The 15593-nt window shown below is 70.2% G+C and carries 17 protein-coding genes; 5 read left to right on the forward strand and 12 right to left on the reverse strand.

The window, feature by feature from the left end:
• The first annotated feature begins 25 nt into the window (after positions 1-25).
• Positions 26-910, forward strand: a complete 885-nt coding sequence (locus tag VFV67_RS21710; RefSeq protein WP_326472414.1) for an LLM class flavin-dependent oxidoreductase — start codon at positions 26-28, stop codon at positions 908-910.
• Between the two features lie 164 nt (positions 911-1074).
• Positions 1075-2280: a UDP-galactopyranose mutase gene (gene glf / locus VFV67_RS21715; RefSeq protein ID WP_326472415.1), complete on the forward strand. Its 1206-nt coding sequence runs from the start codon at positions 1075-1077 to the stop codon at positions 2278-2280.
• A 1-nt stretch (position 2281) separates the two neighbouring features.
• Here glf and VFV67_RS21720 read toward each other — a convergent pair whose 3' ends face one another.
• The 10 genes from VFV67_RS21720 to VFV67_RS21765 form a co-directional block, all read right to left on the reverse strand.
• The gene (locus VFV67_RS21720) at positions 2282-2716 is read right to left on the reverse strand and encodes a hypothetical protein (RefSeq protein ID WP_326472416.1); all 435 of its coding nucleotides are present in this window, start codon (positions 2714-2716) and stop codon (positions 2282-2284) included.
• 2 nt (positions 2717-2718) lie between these two features.
• A complete protein-coding gene (locus tag VFV67_RS21725; RefSeq protein ID WP_326472417.1) occupies positions 2719-3444 on the reverse strand; it encodes a hypothetical protein in 726 nt (241 codons plus the stop codon).
• A gap of 144 nt (positions 3445-3588) precedes the next feature.
• The gene (locus VFV67_RS21730) at positions 3589-4038 is read right to left on the reverse strand and encodes a hypothetical protein (RefSeq protein ID WP_326472418.1); all 450 of its coding nucleotides are present in this window, start codon (positions 4036-4038) and stop codon (positions 3589-3591) included.
• The gene (locus tag VFV67_RS21735; protein WP_326472419.1) at positions 4035-5390 is read right to left on the reverse strand and encodes a hypothetical protein; all 1356 of its coding nucleotides are present in this window, start codon (positions 5388-5390) and stop codon (positions 4035-4037) included. The genes VFV67_RS21730 and VFV67_RS21735 overlap by 4 nt, the downstream gene beginning before the upstream one ends.
• On the reverse strand, positions 5387-6241 hold the full coding sequence (locus VFV67_RS21740) for a hypothetical protein (protein ID WP_326472420.1): 855 nt from the start codon (positions 6239-6241) through the stop codon (positions 5387-5389). The genes VFV67_RS21735 and VFV67_RS21740 overlap by 4 nt, the downstream gene beginning before the upstream one ends.
• A gap of 17 nt (positions 6242-6258) precedes the next feature.
• Positions 6259-6792 (reverse strand): YbaB/EbfC family nucleoid-associated protein, encoded by a 534-nt coding sequence (locus VFV67_RS21745; protein WP_326472421.1) that lies wholly within the window; start codon positions 6790-6792, stop codon positions 6259-6261.
• 80 nt (positions 6793-6872) lie between these two features.
• Positions 6873-7142, reverse strand: coding sequence for a hypothetical protein (locus VFV67_RS21750; RefSeq protein WP_326472422.1), 270 nt, complete (start codon positions 7140-7142; stop codon positions 6873-6875).
• 74 nt (positions 7143-7216) lie between these two features.
• Positions 7217-8122 (reverse strand): glycosyltransferase family 2 protein, encoded by a 906-nt coding sequence (locus VFV67_RS21755; protein WP_326472423.1) that lies wholly within the window; start codon positions 8120-8122, stop codon positions 7217-7219.
• Positions 8122-8940 (reverse strand): ABC transporter ATP-binding protein, encoded by an 819-nt coding sequence (locus VFV67_RS21760; RefSeq protein ID WP_326472466.1) that lies wholly within the window; start codon positions 8938-8940, stop codon positions 8122-8124. Before VFV67_RS21760 ends, VFV67_RS21755 begins: the two co-directional genes overlap by 1 nt.
• A gap of 15 nt (positions 8941-8955) precedes the next feature.
• Positions 8956-9903, reverse strand: a complete 948-nt coding sequence (locus tag VFV67_RS21765) for an ABC transporter permease (RefSeq protein WP_414636312.1) — start codon at positions 9901-9903, stop codon at positions 8956-8958.
• A 251-nt stretch (positions 9904-10154) separates the two neighbouring features.
• Here VFV67_RS21765 and VFV67_RS21770 point away from each other — a divergent pair, with 251 nt between their 5' ends.
• The gene (locus VFV67_RS21770) at positions 10155-10373 is read left to right on the forward strand and encodes a hypothetical protein (protein ID WP_326472424.1); all 219 of its coding nucleotides are present in this window, start codon (positions 10155-10157) and stop codon (positions 10371-10373) included.
• Here VFV67_RS21770 and VFV67_RS21775 read toward each other — a convergent pair whose 3' ends face one another.
• On the reverse strand, positions 10374-10949 hold the full coding sequence (locus VFV67_RS21775) for a bacterial proteasome activator family protein (RefSeq protein ID WP_414636313.1): 576 nt from the start codon (positions 10947-10949) through the stop codon (positions 10374-10376).
• A 90-nt stretch (positions 10950-11039) separates the two neighbouring features.
• On the opposite strand from VFV67_RS21775, the gene VFV67_RS21780 reads away from it, so the two are divergent.
• The gene (locus VFV67_RS21780) at positions 11040-12239 is read left to right on the forward strand and encodes a cysteine desulfurase-like protein (RefSeq protein WP_326472426.1); all 1200 of its coding nucleotides are present in this window, start codon (positions 11040-11042) and stop codon (positions 12237-12239) included.
• Here the strand turns inward: VFV67_RS21780 and VFV67_RS21785 are convergent.
• Positions 12232-13212, reverse strand: coding sequence for an NAD(P)H-quinone oxidoreductase (locus VFV67_RS21785; protein WP_326472427.1), 981 nt, complete (start codon positions 13210-13212; stop codon positions 12232-12234). The genes VFV67_RS21780 and VFV67_RS21785 overlap by 8 nt on opposite strands.
• Positions 13213-13377: 165 nt before the next feature.
• Here VFV67_RS21785 and VFV67_RS21790 point away from each other — a divergent pair, with 165 nt between their 5' ends.
• Positions 13378-14946 (forward strand): M28 family metallopeptidase, encoded by a 1569-nt coding sequence (locus tag VFV67_RS21790; RefSeq protein WP_326472428.1) that lies wholly within the window; start codon positions 13378-13380, stop codon positions 14944-14946.
• Positions 14947-15593: the final 647 nt, after the last annotated feature.

A 15593-nucleotide genomic window follows, 5' to 3' on the forward strand; every position in this document is an offset into this window, starting at 1 on the left:
TTCGGTGGAGCGCTACGGTGCCGCCATGCGTGTGGGAATCATCATCCTGCCCGAGCACCGTTGGGCGCAGGCCGCGCCGCGCTGGCGGGCGGCGGAGGCGTACGGGTTCGACCACGTGTGGACCTACGACCACATCGGCTGGCGGAACCTGGTGGACGGGCCGTGGTTCGACGCCGTGGCCACGCTCACCGCCGCGGCGACGGTCACCGAGCGGATCCGGCTGGGCACGATGGTCGCCTCGCCGAACTTCCGGCACCCGGTCAGCTTCGCCCGCTGCCTGCTGGCCCTGGACGACATCGCCGGCGGACGGTTCACGCTCGGCGTGGGCTCGGGCGGGATCGCCGGTTACGACAACCTGGTCACCGGCGGCTCGGAGCTGTCCCCTCGGGTGCGGGTGGACCGGTTCACCGAGTTCGTCGAGCTGACCGACGCGCTGCTCACCCGGGAGCGGACGGACTTCGCCGGCGAGTACTACACGGCGGTGCAGGCTCGCAGCGCCCCCGGGTGTGTGCAGCGGCCGCGGCTGCCGTTCGTGGTGGCCGCCAACGGTCCGCGGTCGATGCGGCTGGCCGCGCGGTTCGGTCAGGGCTGGGTGACCACCGGGGAGCGCGGTGCGGACTTCGACACCTGGTGGCGCGCGGTGGCGCAGCGGGCCGAGCAGTTCGATGCCGCGCTGGCCGCGACCGGCCGGGACGGCGCCGGGATCGACCGGTTCCTCAGCGTGGACAGCGCGCCGGTGTACTCGCTGACCAGCGTGGAGTCCTTCCGGGACGCGCTGGGCCGGGCCGCCGCGCTCGGCTACACCGACGTGGTCGCGCACTGGCCGCGACCGGACGGCTACTACGCCGGGTCCGAGGCGGTGCTCGAGCGGGTGGCCGCCGAGGTTCTGCCTGGTCGGAATGTGATCTGAGTCGCCAGGGCAACGCAGCGGTAGGGGACGGCGTCTACATGCATGGAGGCGGGATGCCGGAGGGGTACGGGGGTACCGGGCCTCCGTGCCGACCGAGTCGGGAGGACCGGTCGGCGCGGAGGCCTTTCGGTTGCGTCGGGTTGTCCACAGTAGGCTCGGTGCCCGTGAGCTCGGATGAGAACTACGCCGGTTTCGATCTGGTGGTCGTGGGGTCGGGTTTCTTCGGCCTGACCATCGCCGAACGCGTCGCCACCCAGCTGGACAAGCGGGTGCTGGTGCTGGAGCGGCGCCGGCACATCGGCGGCAACGCGTACTCGGAACCGGACCCGGAGACCGGGATCGAGGTGCACCTCTACGGCGCACACCTGTTCCACACGTCGAACCGGCGGGTCTGGGAGTACGTCAACCTGTTCACCGAGTTCACCAGCTACCAGCACCGGGTGTTCACCAAGTACCAGGGGCAGGTCTACACGTTCCCGATGAACCTGGCGCTGATCAACCAGTTCTTCGGCCGGTCGTTCACCCCGGACGAGGCCCGTGCGCTGGTCGCCGAGCAGGCGTCGGAGATCAACACCGCGGACGCGCAGAACCTCGAGGAGAAGGCGATCTCCCTGATCGGCCGCCCGCTCTACGAGGCGTTCGTGCGCGGCTACACGGCCAAGCAGTGGCAGACCGACCCCAAGGAGCTGGCGGCGTCGATCATCACCCGGCTGCCGGTCCGGTACAACTTCAACAACCGCTACTTCAACGACCTCTACGAGGGTCTCCCGGTCGACGGCTACACGGCCTGGCTCACCCGGATGTCCGACCATCCCAACATCGAGGTCCGCTGCGACGTCGACTACTTCGACGTCCGCGACCAGATCCCGCCCGGCACCCCCACCGTGTACACCGGCCCCCTCGACCGCTACTTCGACTACTCCGAAGGCCGGCTTGGCTGGCGCACCCTCGACTTCGAACCCGAGGTCCTGCACGACTGCGCCGACTTCCAGGGCACCCCGGTGATGAACTACGCCGACGAGGACGTCCCCTTCACCCGCATCCACGAGTTCCGGCACTTCCACTCCGAGCGCTCCGCCTACCCGCCGGACAAGACCGTGATCGTCCGCGAGTACTCCCGGTTCGCCAAGGAAGACGACGAGCCGTACTACCCGATCAACACCCCGGAAGACCGCACCAAGCTCGAGCGCTACCGCGACCTGGCCAAAGCCGAAGCCCGCACCAACAACGTGATCTTCGGCGGCCGCCTCGGCACCTACAAGTACCTGGACATGCACATGGCCATCGGTGCCGCTTTGTCCATGTACGACAACAAGATCGCCCCGCACCTCAGCGCCGGCGCCCCGCTCGACGGCACCCTGGACGGCTGACCTACTCCGGCTGCCGGCCCTTCCACTCGTCGAACATCAAATCCGTGTGCCGCTCGCGGTACTGGGTGATCTCGTGCACCGCAACCGTTCTGGCCCAGGTGCCCTGATCGACCTGCACGAAGCCGTGTCGCACCACCGCCGCCTGCTCGGTGCCGACGTAGTGCAGGCCGACCGAGCCGTCCGGGTCGATGGCGATCACCTGGCAGGTGTGCCCCTGGTAGTTGGCGATCGAGGTGATCTCGACGATGCGCTCACACCGGTCGGTCGGCACCGTCGCGGCCCAGACGTCGTGCTCGGTGTCCCGGCCGAACAGGTCCGGGTTCGGATTCGCCTGCGCCCGGACGACGAGCGTGACGGCACCGCCTTCGGGATAGGAGTTTGCCGGGTACTCGACACCGTCCACAGTGGCGAAGATGCCGGTGCGCGGTCGGTTCATGTTCATCGCTCCGCCCTCCAGCCGAACCCGGCGCCCCGGTAGCTCGCCACCTGGCTGGTGCTGCCGTCCAGGCGGTACACCATGATCACGGCACCGGCCGGAAGCGGGGCGTAGCGCCGCCACCGAACCGGAACCCCGGTTTCCGGGTCGGCGGTGATGCCGGTTCCGGTGTAGGGCCAGGGGTTCAGCTCCATCCGGTAGGCGTTGGGATCCACTCCGGCCGCCTCCGCCGCCTCGATCATGCGCAGGGCCGCCACCCGAACCTCGGTCATGTTCGGCGGGTATCCGGTCCGCGGGTAGGGCAGCGCCGGCGCGCCAAGCGGGATCACCAGTTGGGCCGGTTGGGTTGCCGCGAACGCCAGCAGGTGCAGTTCCGGCAGGTCCGGCCGGAACGGGCTGCCCGGGTAGTCCAGCCGGAACGCACGCAGCAGGTCGGCCGGAGTGCGCAGGCCGGCCAGGTCCTGCAGGCGGGCCACGGTGCCACCGGCCACCCGGTAGTCGAACGGCGGCCGCTCGCCCCACCGCCCGGCGGAGACCTCGGCGTGCAGGTATCGCTCGAGGCTGCCCGGCCGCAGCGGCTTGACCAGAACCGTGTCCGGCTCGACGGTCACCACCGTGTGCACCCGAGCGGTCAGCGCGCGCTCGCGTTCGGTCAGTGCGCCCGAACCGGGCACCGCACCCTGGCCCGGTTCGCCCTGTGACATTGGTTCGCTCGCAAGCTCGCTCACGTCGTGTCCTCGCAGGCTCGGATCCGCCGCGAGCGGACGCCCTGTGACATTGGTTCGCTCGCAAGCTCGCTCACGTCGTGTCCTCGCAGGCTCGGATCCGCCGCGAGCGGACGCCCTGTGACATTGGTTCGCTCGCAAGCTCGCTCACCGGTGCACCGCCTCGCCGAAGCTGCGCGCCCGCCAGCGCTCGAACAGCAGGTCACGGTGGATCTCGTGGTAGTCGAACAACTCGCCGACCGGGACGATGGTGGAGTAGGTGCCGGGATCGGTCTGCTCGAAGCCGTTCTTCTCGGCCTCGGCACCGTTGTCGCCCGTGTAGTACACCAGCGCCCGGCCGTCGTCCCCGATCGACATCACCTGGCACGGCGCACCTCGGTACCGGGCGAACGAGTTGATCTCCACGAGCAGGTCGCACGCATCGACGGGAACGACCGTCTCCCACAGGTCCCACTTCTCGTCGTAGCTGAACCGAGGGTCGTTCGGCGGTGTCGGACCCTTGCGGGACAACCGGACCGTCCCATCAGGACGGACCGCGCCCGCCCGGCAGGTGACTCCGGCGAGCACGGCGACGACCTCGTTGCGCGGGTAGGTCATCGGGTCCTCATATCCATCCAGCCGCGGTCGGAGTCGACGTACTCGGCAACCAGCACCTTGGCCCCGGACGGACTGTACTCATAGATCCGGGAGCCATCCGGGATCTGGTGATAGGGCGTCGTCCGCTCCGGCACCCCGATCTCCCCGTCGGCCGTGACGCCGATTCCGGAGAACGGCCACCGGTACACCTCACGCCGGTAGCTGTCCGGCGGGAGACCCTGCGACTCGGCGGTGGCGATCATGTCGTCGGCCGCACGCTGCACCACGCCCCAGTTCTGGTGTGTGCCGCTGCCGCCCCCGAAGGGCGCACCGAACGGGGTGACGTAGCTGGCGTTGCCGGCCGGGAACTCCATCACGTGAACCGGCCGGCTGGTGTCGCGGAACGGCGAGTTCTGGTAGTCCAGCCGGTTGCCCTGGATGATCTCGGCCGGGGTGCGCAGATGGGTGGCATCCTGTTGCCGGGCAACGTATCCACCCACCTGATTGGCGTCGAATCTGGGTCTGTCCCGGATCGTGCCGGCCAGGTAGTCGTCCAGCGCTCCCGGCGGCAGGACCTTCTGCATCAGGGTGTCCGGCGTGATCACCACGAGTTGCTGGGCCCGGACGACCAACTCCCGTTCGCGCGGGGTGAGCTGGCCGGAGCCGGGCACCTCGCCGCGCCGGGGGTCGGCGGCCATCTTGCGATAGGCCGTGTCCAGCTCCCGCATCTCGTCCGGCGTGAAGTGGTTCTTCAGGCCCTCCCGCCAGGAGACCGGTCCGCCCGACCCACCCGGGGGCGCGGGGGGCCGGTGTGGCGGGCCGCCGCCGGGACCGCCCGGCGGTGGGGTGGGCGGCCCGCCCCCACCGGGCGGAGTGGGCGGGGCGGCGGGCGTGCTCGGGGCGGTGGCGGTGCCGCTCGGGGTGGTGCCGGCGGCGCCGGCCGGGTCGGGCGGCCGGGTGGTGGTGTCGATGGCGGAGAGGTTGGCGGCGCTGGTGGTGTCGGTGGTGCGGTAGGCCTCGGCGGTGCCGCGGGTGCCGTGTTGGGCCTGTTCGACGGCGCGGGTGGTGCGGGCGACCTGGGCTTCGGCGTGGCGGAGGTGGGACTGCGCGGCGCCGGCGAACCCGGAGCCGATCACGCCCATGCTCTGCGGGCCGAGGTTGACCCCGCTCACGGTGGCCGCGACGCCGTCGACCCGGCCGCGGGTGGCGTCCAGCCGGCCGGCCATGGTGTCGATGCCGCCGAGGTCCGTGCCGACGCCGTTGCCGCCGCCGGAATGATGGCCGGACCCGTCGGTGTCCGGCCGGCGGCTCGGGCCGCTGCCGCCGCCGTGCTGGTTGCTGCCGCCGGTCGAGTGCCGTCGCCGGCCGGTCATGGGGCCGGCTCCGCCGGGGGCATGGCGTACGGCCTGGCGCCCTGGTAGGCGCCGTAGGCCAGGTCACCGGCCATGGCGAACCGGTCGAGGCCGTCGGCCAGGCGCTGCATGGCCTGGGCCAACTCACCGAGCCGACCGGTCTGCCGGCCCAGCCCGCCGAGCAGCTTGCTGATCTTGCCGGCGATCTTGGACGCGGTCATCGCGGCGCGCGCCCCGGCGTAGCCGCAGTACGCGGCGATCGAGCTGCCCAGGCTGATCACCGAGGAGGCCAGCGCGATCAGCGCGCCCTTGATCAGCTCCGCGACCACCGACGCGATGATGTCGAACACGATCCCGCGCATCGTGCACACCAGCATCCCGGAGACACCCACCACCGCCGCGGTCCCGTCCAGCGTGGAGCCCAGCGCGTCCAGCTCCTCGGAGAGCTGGCTCATCGACGTTCGGTAGCTGTCCGCGGCCGTCCCGGTCCAGTCCGACACGCTGGACAGATCCTGCCGGTGTTCCTCGGCGATCATGTGCATCTCGAGCGCGGCGGACTTGAGCTGGTCGATGTTGGCGTTGATCTCGTCCGGGTTGCCCAGCAGCGCGTCCAGCGGCTCACGCAGGAAGCTGATGTGCTCGAGCAGCCAGCCGACGCCCGCGGTGAGCACCGAGCCGAGCGGGTCGATGGCGAACCCGATCGTGTCGGTCACCACGCCCACGGCGCTCAGCGCCACGTCGCAGACCTGCTCCCCCTCGGACTCGGCGTCGCTGGTGATGGCGCTGACCAGTCCGGCGTAGCTGTCCACGATCCCGGCGCCGGTGGTCGCCGTCGTCGTGGGGGTCACCGAGGTCGCGGCACCGTCCGGCATGCGTTCTCCCCCTCAGGTCACCATTCGTCCCGGCGACCGAAGATCTGGTCACCGCCGAACTCGTCGTCATCGTCATCGCGTGCGGTAGACCGTGGACGACCCGGACGGCCCGATGGTTCCGCCGGCGGCCGGGCCGGCGGCTCGGCGTCCTCGGGCTCGTCGGTGAACGCGTAACCCGGCCGGCGCTCGGCGGCCGGGGGATCCTCGTCCTCCTCCGGCGGAAGGTAACCGGTGACCATCCGCAGCGACTCGGAGTCCTCGCCGGCCAGCGGCGCGAACGCCTCGGCAACGTGCACGGCGGCCGCGCGCTGCGCCTTGCGGGCCAGCCGCATGATCTGCGCGGCCAGCTCGCCGCCGGAGCCGCGCAGCGCCGAGTCGGCGATCGTCAGGTCGGTCAGCGCACCGTTCGGCGCGACGGTGACCCGGAGCGAGCCGTCCGCGGAGGACTCGGTCGCCCCGGACGACTCGAGGTTCTCCTTGAACTCGGCGGCCTTCTGCTGAACCTCGGCGATCTTGGCCTCGAAGTTCGACAGCCACTGCTCCGGCGTCACCGGACTCACCCCTTACCTCTGGTGCGTTTCTCGCCGAGAGTGTCACACCGATCAGGACGGGATGCGGGGGGTTCGCCGGACTATTTCGCGAAGCCGTGCCTGCGGTGGGTGACGCTGCCGTACACCCGTCCGAGCGGCGGCAGATCGTCCAGATGCGCGGACACCACGTGCCCGAAGTTGATCGCCACGGTGCTGCCGTCGGCCAGCTCCGGGGTGTCCACCCCGCCGGAGTTGAGCAGCGGCCCGAGCCGGGGCGCGAGCTTCTTCGCCCCGCTCTCGGACAGCGCGAACACCAGCGGTTCGGTCGCCCCCGTCACGTGCAGGACGAGGGCGCGGTTGTGTTCAGCCATGCACCCGACAACACCAGCGCACCGCACCGGCGACAAGGCGAGTTCACCCAGGGCGGATCCGCCCACAGCGGACCTCAGTGCCGGAAGAACCGCTCCCGGCGTCCCTGGCGGACCAGCCGTAGCCAGTCCCGGAACGCCTTCGGGTCACGCTTGGTGCCGAGGAAGTACAGCGCGAACCGGCCCAGCTCCAGCATCCCGATCTTGCGCAGGCCGGGCTGGGAGAGCAGGTAGCCGCGGTTGCGGTAGGTGTAGTACCGCTTGACCTCGTTCTCCGGATCCTGCGCGTGGAACCGGCCGCCGAGCATCGGCTTGAACTCGTCCGACCCGTCCGGGTGCAGGTACGTCGCGGTCAGGCAGGTGCCGAACGGCAGCCCGGAGCGGACCAGCCGGCGGTGCAGCTCGACCTCGTCGCCGCGGACGAACAGCCGGTAGTCCGGCACGCCGATCACGTCAAGGGTGGATGCCCGGAACAGCGCGCCGTTGAACAGCGAGGCGATGCCGGGAAGGAAGTCCGTGCCCAGCTCGGCGGCGGTGCGCTTCCAGGTGAGGCCGCGGCGTAACGGAAACGCCAGCCGCTCCGGCGTCTCGATGTTGACCACCTTCGGCGACACGTGCGCAAGGCCGCGCCGCTGCGCCACGGTGAGCAGGGTGTCCAGCACGGTCTCGTCGGCAGGGCGGCCGTCGTCGTCGGCACACCACACCCAGTCCGCGCCGAGCGCCAGCGCGTGCAGCATGCCCAGCGCGAAGCCACCGGCTCCGCCCAGGTTGCGGTGCGAGGGCAGATAGCTGGTCGGCACCGGACAGGACTGCACGAGGTCGCCGACCGGCTCGTCCGGTCCGTTGTCGACCACCACAAGGTGGTCCGGCGGCCGGGTCTGGGCGGCGATCATCTTCAGCGAGTCGGCGAGCAGCTCCCGGCGGTGCCGGGTGACCACGACGGCCACGACGGCGCCGACCGCCAGCCGCTCCTGGCCGGTCATCAGGCCTCGCCGTTGTTCGCACTCAGCGCGGGGGAGACGCCGAGCCGGTCGAGGGACTCCCCGTCCAAGTGGGCGAACGGATCCCTGCCCTTGTACGACGTGAGCACCTCACGCAACGAACCGCGCATCTTCACCTGCCCCTCGTCCATCCAGACCGCGCTGTCACACAGCTCGAACAATAGGTCGTCCTGGTGCGATGCGAACACCAACAGGCCGGAGCGTTTCACCAGATCCACCAGCCGGTCCCTGGCCTTGGTCATGAAGTCCGCGTCCACCGCGCCGATGCCCTCGTCGAGCAGCAGGATCTCCGGGTCGATCGAGGTGACCACGCCCAGCGCGAGGCGCACCCGCATGCCGGTGGAGTAGGTGCGCAGCGGCATCTGCAGGTAGTCGCCGAGCTCGGTGAACTCGGCGATGTCGTCCACCCGCTTCTGCATCTCCCGGCGGTTCATGCCAAGGAACAGCCCGCGGATCATGATGTTCTCGATGCCGGAGATCTCCGGGTCCATGCCGACGCCGAGGTCGAAGACCGGCGCCACCCGGCCGACGATCCGCGAGTCGCCCCGGCTCGGCTCGTAGATGCCGGCGAGCACCCGGAGCAGCGTGGACTTGCCGGCGCCGTTGTGCCCGACCAGGCCGAGCCGGTCGCCCTCCTTGAGCGACAGCGTCACGTCCCGCAGTGCCTCGATGATCGGCACCCGGCTCTCCGTGCCGATCTTGCCGCCGACCTTGCCGAGCACCTTCTTCTTCAGCGACCGCGTCTTGGCGTCGAAGATCGGAAAGTCGACCGAGGCGTTCCAGATGTCGATGCTGACCATGTCGAAATGCCTCACTCAGACCCAGTAGGACACGCGGGAACGGTAGTTGCGCATGACGAGCAGCGTCGCCGCCCACCCGACAACGGTAATGCCGAGCACGACCACCCAGCTCCACGGGTTGATGGCCTGGCCGATCAGCGGTGCCCGGATGATCTGCACGAAGTGGTAGAGGGGGTTGAAGTAGACGAACGGCAGCGCCCAGGACACCGACGACCGGTCGCCGCCGGAGTAGAGCTGGTCGATCGGCCAGACGATGGGCGTCAGGTAGAACATCAGCTGGATGATCGAGCCGATCAGCTGCGGGAAGTCGCGGAACCGGGTCGAGATGATGCCCAGGAACATGGTGATCCAGCCGGCGTTCACCGCGATTAGCAGGAACGCCGGGATGGCGGTCAGCGAGTACCAGCCCAGTCCGGGGTGGCAGATCCCGGTGGATCCGGCCTGGCAGGTCCCGGTGGTCATCCCGTAGGGCTGGTCCACGGCACCGAAGAAGATCACGATGACGATCACGTACACGATCATGTTGTGCCCGAACATGATCGTCTGGCGCCACACGGTGCGCAGCGCGTACACGGTCAGCGGGGCCGGCAGGTGCTTGATCAGGCCCTCGTTGGTGATGAAGGTCTCCATGCCCTCGGTCAGGCTGCCGCTGATGAACGTCCAGACGATGAACCCGGTCACGATGAACGGCAGGAACGTGGGCAGGTGCAGTTTGAACAGCTGCGAGTAGAGCAGGCCGAGGCCGAGGGCGAGCACGCCCTGGCTGATCGTGATCCAGAACGGCCCGAGCACGGAGCGCCGGTACCGCTGCTTGATGTCCTGCCAGCCGAGGTGGCTCCACAGCTCGCGGTCGCGCCAGCCCCCGGTGAGGTCCTGGACCGCCCGCGCGAAGCTGCGGCTGGGCGCGTGGTTCGGCACCGGCTGGGTGTCGGCCGGCTCGGAAGCCTTCGTTGCTGCTGGCACGGCTAGCCAGCGTACCTACGGTCGGTGGACGCTCATTCGGTCGGGGCGTCCGGCGGCGCTACCACTGTCCGTCGCGGGTGTGATACTGTCCGGAGTCGGGCTCGCTTACCGTCCGTTAGCTGTTCACACTTAACGCGGCCAATGGCAAAAAAACGTGTCCCGAATTCGTCATATGCCGGTACGTGATCGCCCGCGCCTGCGGTCTACTGTGCTGTGGAAGATCGCACGTTCCACAGGCGTGGAGGTCGGACATGGTAGGCGTCCAGTGGTGGCTGTCCGGCTACGACAGTCAGGTGCACGCGTTCCCCAACGAGCAGGCCGGCACCGAGTACGGCGAGGCGATCTGCAACCACAGCGTGCCGAACGCCAAGATCACCTGCACGGATGAGGGTCGCCGCTGCATGGCCTGCATGCTGCTGCTGGGGGATCTCCTTGCCGAGCAGATCGACCCCACCTGGCGCGCCTCCTGATCAGAGGTACTGCCCCGTACCGCGGATGTGCGGGCCGCCCTCCGGAAGATCGCCCGGCCCCAGCCCGCCACTACCCGGCGGCAACCCCCGACGCATCTGTTCCAGCTGCACCCGCGCGGCCATCTGCTGAGCGAACAGCGCGGTCTGGATCCCGTGGAACAGCCCCTCCAGCCAGCCGACCAGCTGAGCCTGCGCGATCCGCAGCTCGGCGTCTGACGGCGTGCCCTCCTCGGTGAACGGCAGCGACAGCCGCTCCAACTCCTCGCGCAGCTCCGGCGCCAGCCCGTCCTCCAGCTCGCTGATCGACCGCTTGTGAATCTCCCGCAGCCGGTTGCGGCTCGCGTCGTCCAGCGGTGCGGCCCGGACCTCCTCGAGCAGCTGCTTGATCATCGTGCCGATCCGCATCACCTTGGCCGGCTGCTCGACCATGTCGCCGACCGACTCGCGGCGCTCCTCATCGTCACCCGGTTCGCTTCCGGGCAGGCGGGTCGCGCCGAGCGGCGTGCCGTCCGGACCGACCACCACCACGTGCTGCGGCTGCTCGCCGCCGCCGTTGGGCTGGTTCATCTGCTCCATCCTGGCCTCATCGGGTACGTGCCGAGCGATCTTAAGGTGCGTCCGGACCCAGCGGGCGCGGATTCGCACTGTCACTCTACGGTGTGTTGCATGGCGTTCGACGTCGCTCGGATTCGCGGGCTGTTTCCCGCGCTGGGGGACGGGTGGATTCACCTGGACGCCGCCGCCGGCATGCAGGTGCCGGAGCAGGTGGCCACCGCGGTCTCCACCGCGCTGCGGGCGCCGGTCTCCGGGCCCGGCGGCCAGTTTCCGGCCTCGCACCGGGCCGAAGCGATCGTGGACGCCGCCCGGCGGGCCGTTGCCGACCTGGTCGGCGCCGATCCGGCCGGGGTGGTGCTCGGCCCCAACGCCGCGGTCCTGCTGCAGCGCCTGGCCGAGGCACTCGGCAGCGGCTGGCTGATCGGTGACGAGGTGGTCGTCTCCCGGCTGGACCACCCGGCCAACGTGACCCCGTGGTTGCGCGCCGCGCAGCGGGCCGGTGCGACCGTGCGCTGGGCCGAGATCGACATCGAAACCTGCGAGCTGCCCGCCTGGCAGTACGAGAGCCTGGTCTCGCACCGCACCAAGGCGATCGCGGTCACCGCGGGCTCCGGCACGGTCGGCACCCGGCCGGACCTGACCAAGATCACCGAGGTGGCCCGGGCCGGCGGCGCCCTCGTCATCGTGGACGCCTCGGCGGCGGCGCCGTTCGTGCCGCTGGACATCGCGGCGATCCGCGCCGACGTGATCGCGCTGTCCGCAGGCGCGTGGGGCGGGCCCGCGGTCGGCGCGCTCGCGTTCGCCGACCCCGCCCTGCTGGACCGGCTGCCCTCGGGCGCGCTGGACCCGAGTGCCACCGGAGCCGGTCGGCTCGAGGTCGGCCTGCACGCCTTCCCGCTGCTCGCCGGGCTGGTGGCGTCGGTGGATTACCTGGCGATGCTGGACGACGCGGCCACCGGCACCCGGCGGGAACGCGTGCAGACCTCGCTCGGCTCGGCCAAGTCCTATCAGGCCGGGCTGTTGGCCAAGCTGATCACCGACCTGCGCGCGCTGCCCGGGGTGACCGTGATCGGCGACGCGATGCGCCGCATCCCGGCGCTCGCGTTCACCGTGGCCGAGGCCAAGGCCAGCTCGGTCAGCATGCATCTGGCCGAGCGCGGCATCTGCGCGTACCCCGACGACACCAGGGCCGGGGTGCTGGCCGCGCTCGGCGTCGCCGAGATCGGCGGCGCGGTGCGGATCGGGCTCGCCCACTACTCCACCGCGGCCGAGGTCGAGCAGCTCGCCGCCGCGGTCGCCGAGCTCAGCTGACCCGCAGCACCACCTTGCCGAACGGGTGCCCCTGTTCCATCAGGCGGTGCGCGTCGGCCGCTCGCTGTACCGGCAGCACCTCGTGCACCACGGGCCGCACCGCGCCGCTCTCGATCAGTGGCCAGAGATTCTCGGTGACCGCGGTGGTGATCGCGCCCTTCTCCGGCACCGGCCGGTAACGCAGCCCGGTGGCGGTCACGCTGGCGCACTTGCCGAGCAGAGCGCCGAGGTTCACCGCACCCTTGGCGCCACCCTGCATCCCGATGACCACCAGCCGGCCGTGCCTGGCCAGCACGTCGACGTTGCGCTCCAGGTAGGCCGCGCCCATGTTGTCCAGCACCACGTCGGCGCCGCGGCCGTCGGTCGCCTTGCGCACCTCGGCCACGAAGTCCTGGTCCCGGTAGTTGATCAGCAGGTCCGCACCCAGCTCGGCGCACCGGGCCAGCCGCTCGTCATCGCCCGCGGTGACCGCGACGGTCGCGCCGAGCGCCTTGCCCACCTGGATCGCGTGCGTGCCGATCCCGCCGGCGCCGCCGTGCACCAGCAGCACCTCGCCCACCCCGAGACGAGCTACCAGCACCAGGTTCGACCAGACGGTGCAGGCGACCTCCGGCAGGCTGCCCGCGGTCACCAGGTCCATCGCGGCGGGCACCGGCATCAGTTGGACCGCGGGCACGGTGACCCGTTCGGCGTAACCGCCGCCGGCCAGCAGCGCGCACACCGGCTCGCCGACCGTCCAGTCCGAAACTTCGGGCCCCAGCGCGGCGATCGTGCCCGAGCACTCCAGCCCGAGCACGTCCGGCGCGCCCGGCGGTGGCGGATAGAACCCCTGGCGCTGCAACAGGTCCGCCCGGTTCACCGCGCTCGCCGCGACATCGATCAGCACCTCGCCGGGGCCCGGCTCGGGATCGTCCCGTTCGGCCCAGGTCAGGACGTCGGGTCCGCCCGGCTCGGTCATCGTGATCGCGTGCATGGCCCGACCCTAACGGGACGCATCCGGCACCCGACGAATAACAGTACGAAAGGAGGTATTGACCAGGCGCGATTATGTCGAAAGGGTGACCATCGCCGGTTTTGTGGCGATCGGGATCGGGGCGGTCGACCACCGGCAACCGACCCGATATGAAGGGGAAGCTACATGCCCTCTCTCACGACCTCACGAAAGTTGGTGGTTGCCGGCCTCGCGGCGGCCGCCGGCCTCGTATTCACAGCAGTACCAGCGTCGGCCCAGGCGGAGCTGCCGGACGGGCCGGCGCTCGCCAGGAACCTGGCGCGCAAGGTGACGATCAGCCAGATCAACCGGCATCTGATCGCCTTCCAGCGGTTCGCCGACCGGGTGGGCGGCAACGGCACCCGGGTGGCCAGCAGCCCCGGACACGAGGCGTCGGCCGAATACATCGCGACCAAGCTGGAGACCGCCGGATTCGTCGTGACCCGGCAGGAGTTCCCCTTCGTCTTCACGCAGACGCTGGCCGAGTCGCTGTCGGTGGCCGGCACGGCCGTGGACATCGACATCATGACCTACAGCCCGTCCACGCCGGTCGGGGGAATCACCGCTCCGCTCGCGGTGATCCCGTCGGACGGCACCCCGGGCTGTGAGGCGGCGGACTTCCCGGCATCCGTGGCCGGCAAGATCGTGCTGGTCCAGCGCGGCGCCTGCACGTTCGCCATCAAGCAGGCCAACGCCGCCAACGCCGGCGCGGTCGGCGCGATCATCTACAACAACGCCCCCGGCCCGCTGGCCGGAACGCTCGGCGACCCGGCCGCTGGCCGGATCCCGACCGGCGGCATCACCACCGCCGCCGGCGAGGCACTGATCGCCCAGGCCGGCGCGAGCACCACGCTCGAGCTGCGCGCCCTGCGCGAGGACCGGACCTCGTACAACGTGATCGCCGAGACGCAGACCGGCCGGCACGACAACGTGGTGATGGCCGGAGCGCACCTGGACAGCGTGGTCGACGGACCGGGCATCAACGACAACGGTTCGGGCAGCGCGGCGCTGCTGGAGACGGCGCTGCAGTTGGGCAGCCGGCCCCGCGTGAACAACGCGGTCCGATTCGCCTGGTGGAGCGCCGAGGAGTTCGGTCTGATCGGCTCCGAGTTCTACGTGACCTCGCTCGACTTCGAGGAGCAGCTCAACATCGCGCTGTACCTGAACTTCGACATGATCGGCTCGCCGAACGCGGCGCGGTTCGTCTACGACGGCGACAACTCCGACGGCGTCGGCGCCGGGCCGGGTCCGTTCGGCTCCGCCCAGATCGAAGGTGCCTTCGTCGACTTCCTCACCGCCACCGGCGTTGAGACCGAAGGCACCGACTTCACCGGCCGCTCCGACTACGGCGAGTTCATCAACCAGGGCATCCCCGCCGGCGGTCTCTTCACCGGCGCCGAAGGCGTCAAGACCGAAGCCCAGGCCGAGAAGTGGGGCGGCGTCGCCGGCCTCTCCTACGACCCGTGCTACCACCAGGCCTGCGACAACCTCGGCAACCTCGACCGCGTCGCCCTGGACAGCAACGCCGACGCCATGGCCTGGGTCGCCGCGACCTACGCGATCAGCACCGAGGACATCAACGGCATCCCGCCGGACGCCTCCGCGCGCACGGTCGCCATGTCCAAGGCCACCAACGCCAAGACCCGCCTAGCCGCAACCATCGCCGCCCTCAACGCCGGCCCCCACGACAACGACCACCACTTCATCACCCAATAACCCCCAACCCCAACGAGAAGGACGCCTTCCCCCCAGAAGGCGTCCTTTCTCATCTCCGTCCCATCCCCATCCCCACTCCACCGCAACCAACACAACCTCGCGCCACCGTTTCCAGCACCCGAGCCACCGTCTCCAGTCCGGCGAGTTGCCGTTTCGAGCACCCGAGTCGCCATCTCCGACACCCAGCACCACAACTTGCCCAGACGGCGAATGGGGACCACATTGGTCGGTCCCCGGCGGCTCCCGTGGGAACCCCAGGCCCCAGCCTTGCCCAGCCCGCGAGTTGCCGTTTCGGGCACCCGTGTCGCCGTCTCCGGTCCCGCGAGTTGCCGTTTCGGGCACCCGGGGGCCGCCATCTCCGACACCCAGCCCCACAACTTGCCCAGGCGGCCAAAGGTGACCACATTGGTCGGTCCCCGGCCGTGCCGTGGGCACCCCAGGCCCAGCCTTGCCCTGGCCGCGAGTTGCCGTTTCGGGCACCCGTGTCGCCGTCTCCGGTCCGGCGAGTTGCTGTTCCCGGCACCTGAGTTGCCGTCTCGGACACTCCAGGCCCACAAACTTGCCAGGCGGCCAAGGTGACCACATTGGTCAGTCCCCGGCCGCTCCCGTGGAACGTCGGGCCCAGCCTCGCCAGCCCGCGAGTTGCC

Origin of the sequence: Actinophytocola sp. (assembly GCF_035762905.1) — a bacterium.
GTDB lineage: Bacteria > Actinomycetota > Actinomycetes > Mycobacteriales > Pseudonocardiaceae > DASYTH01.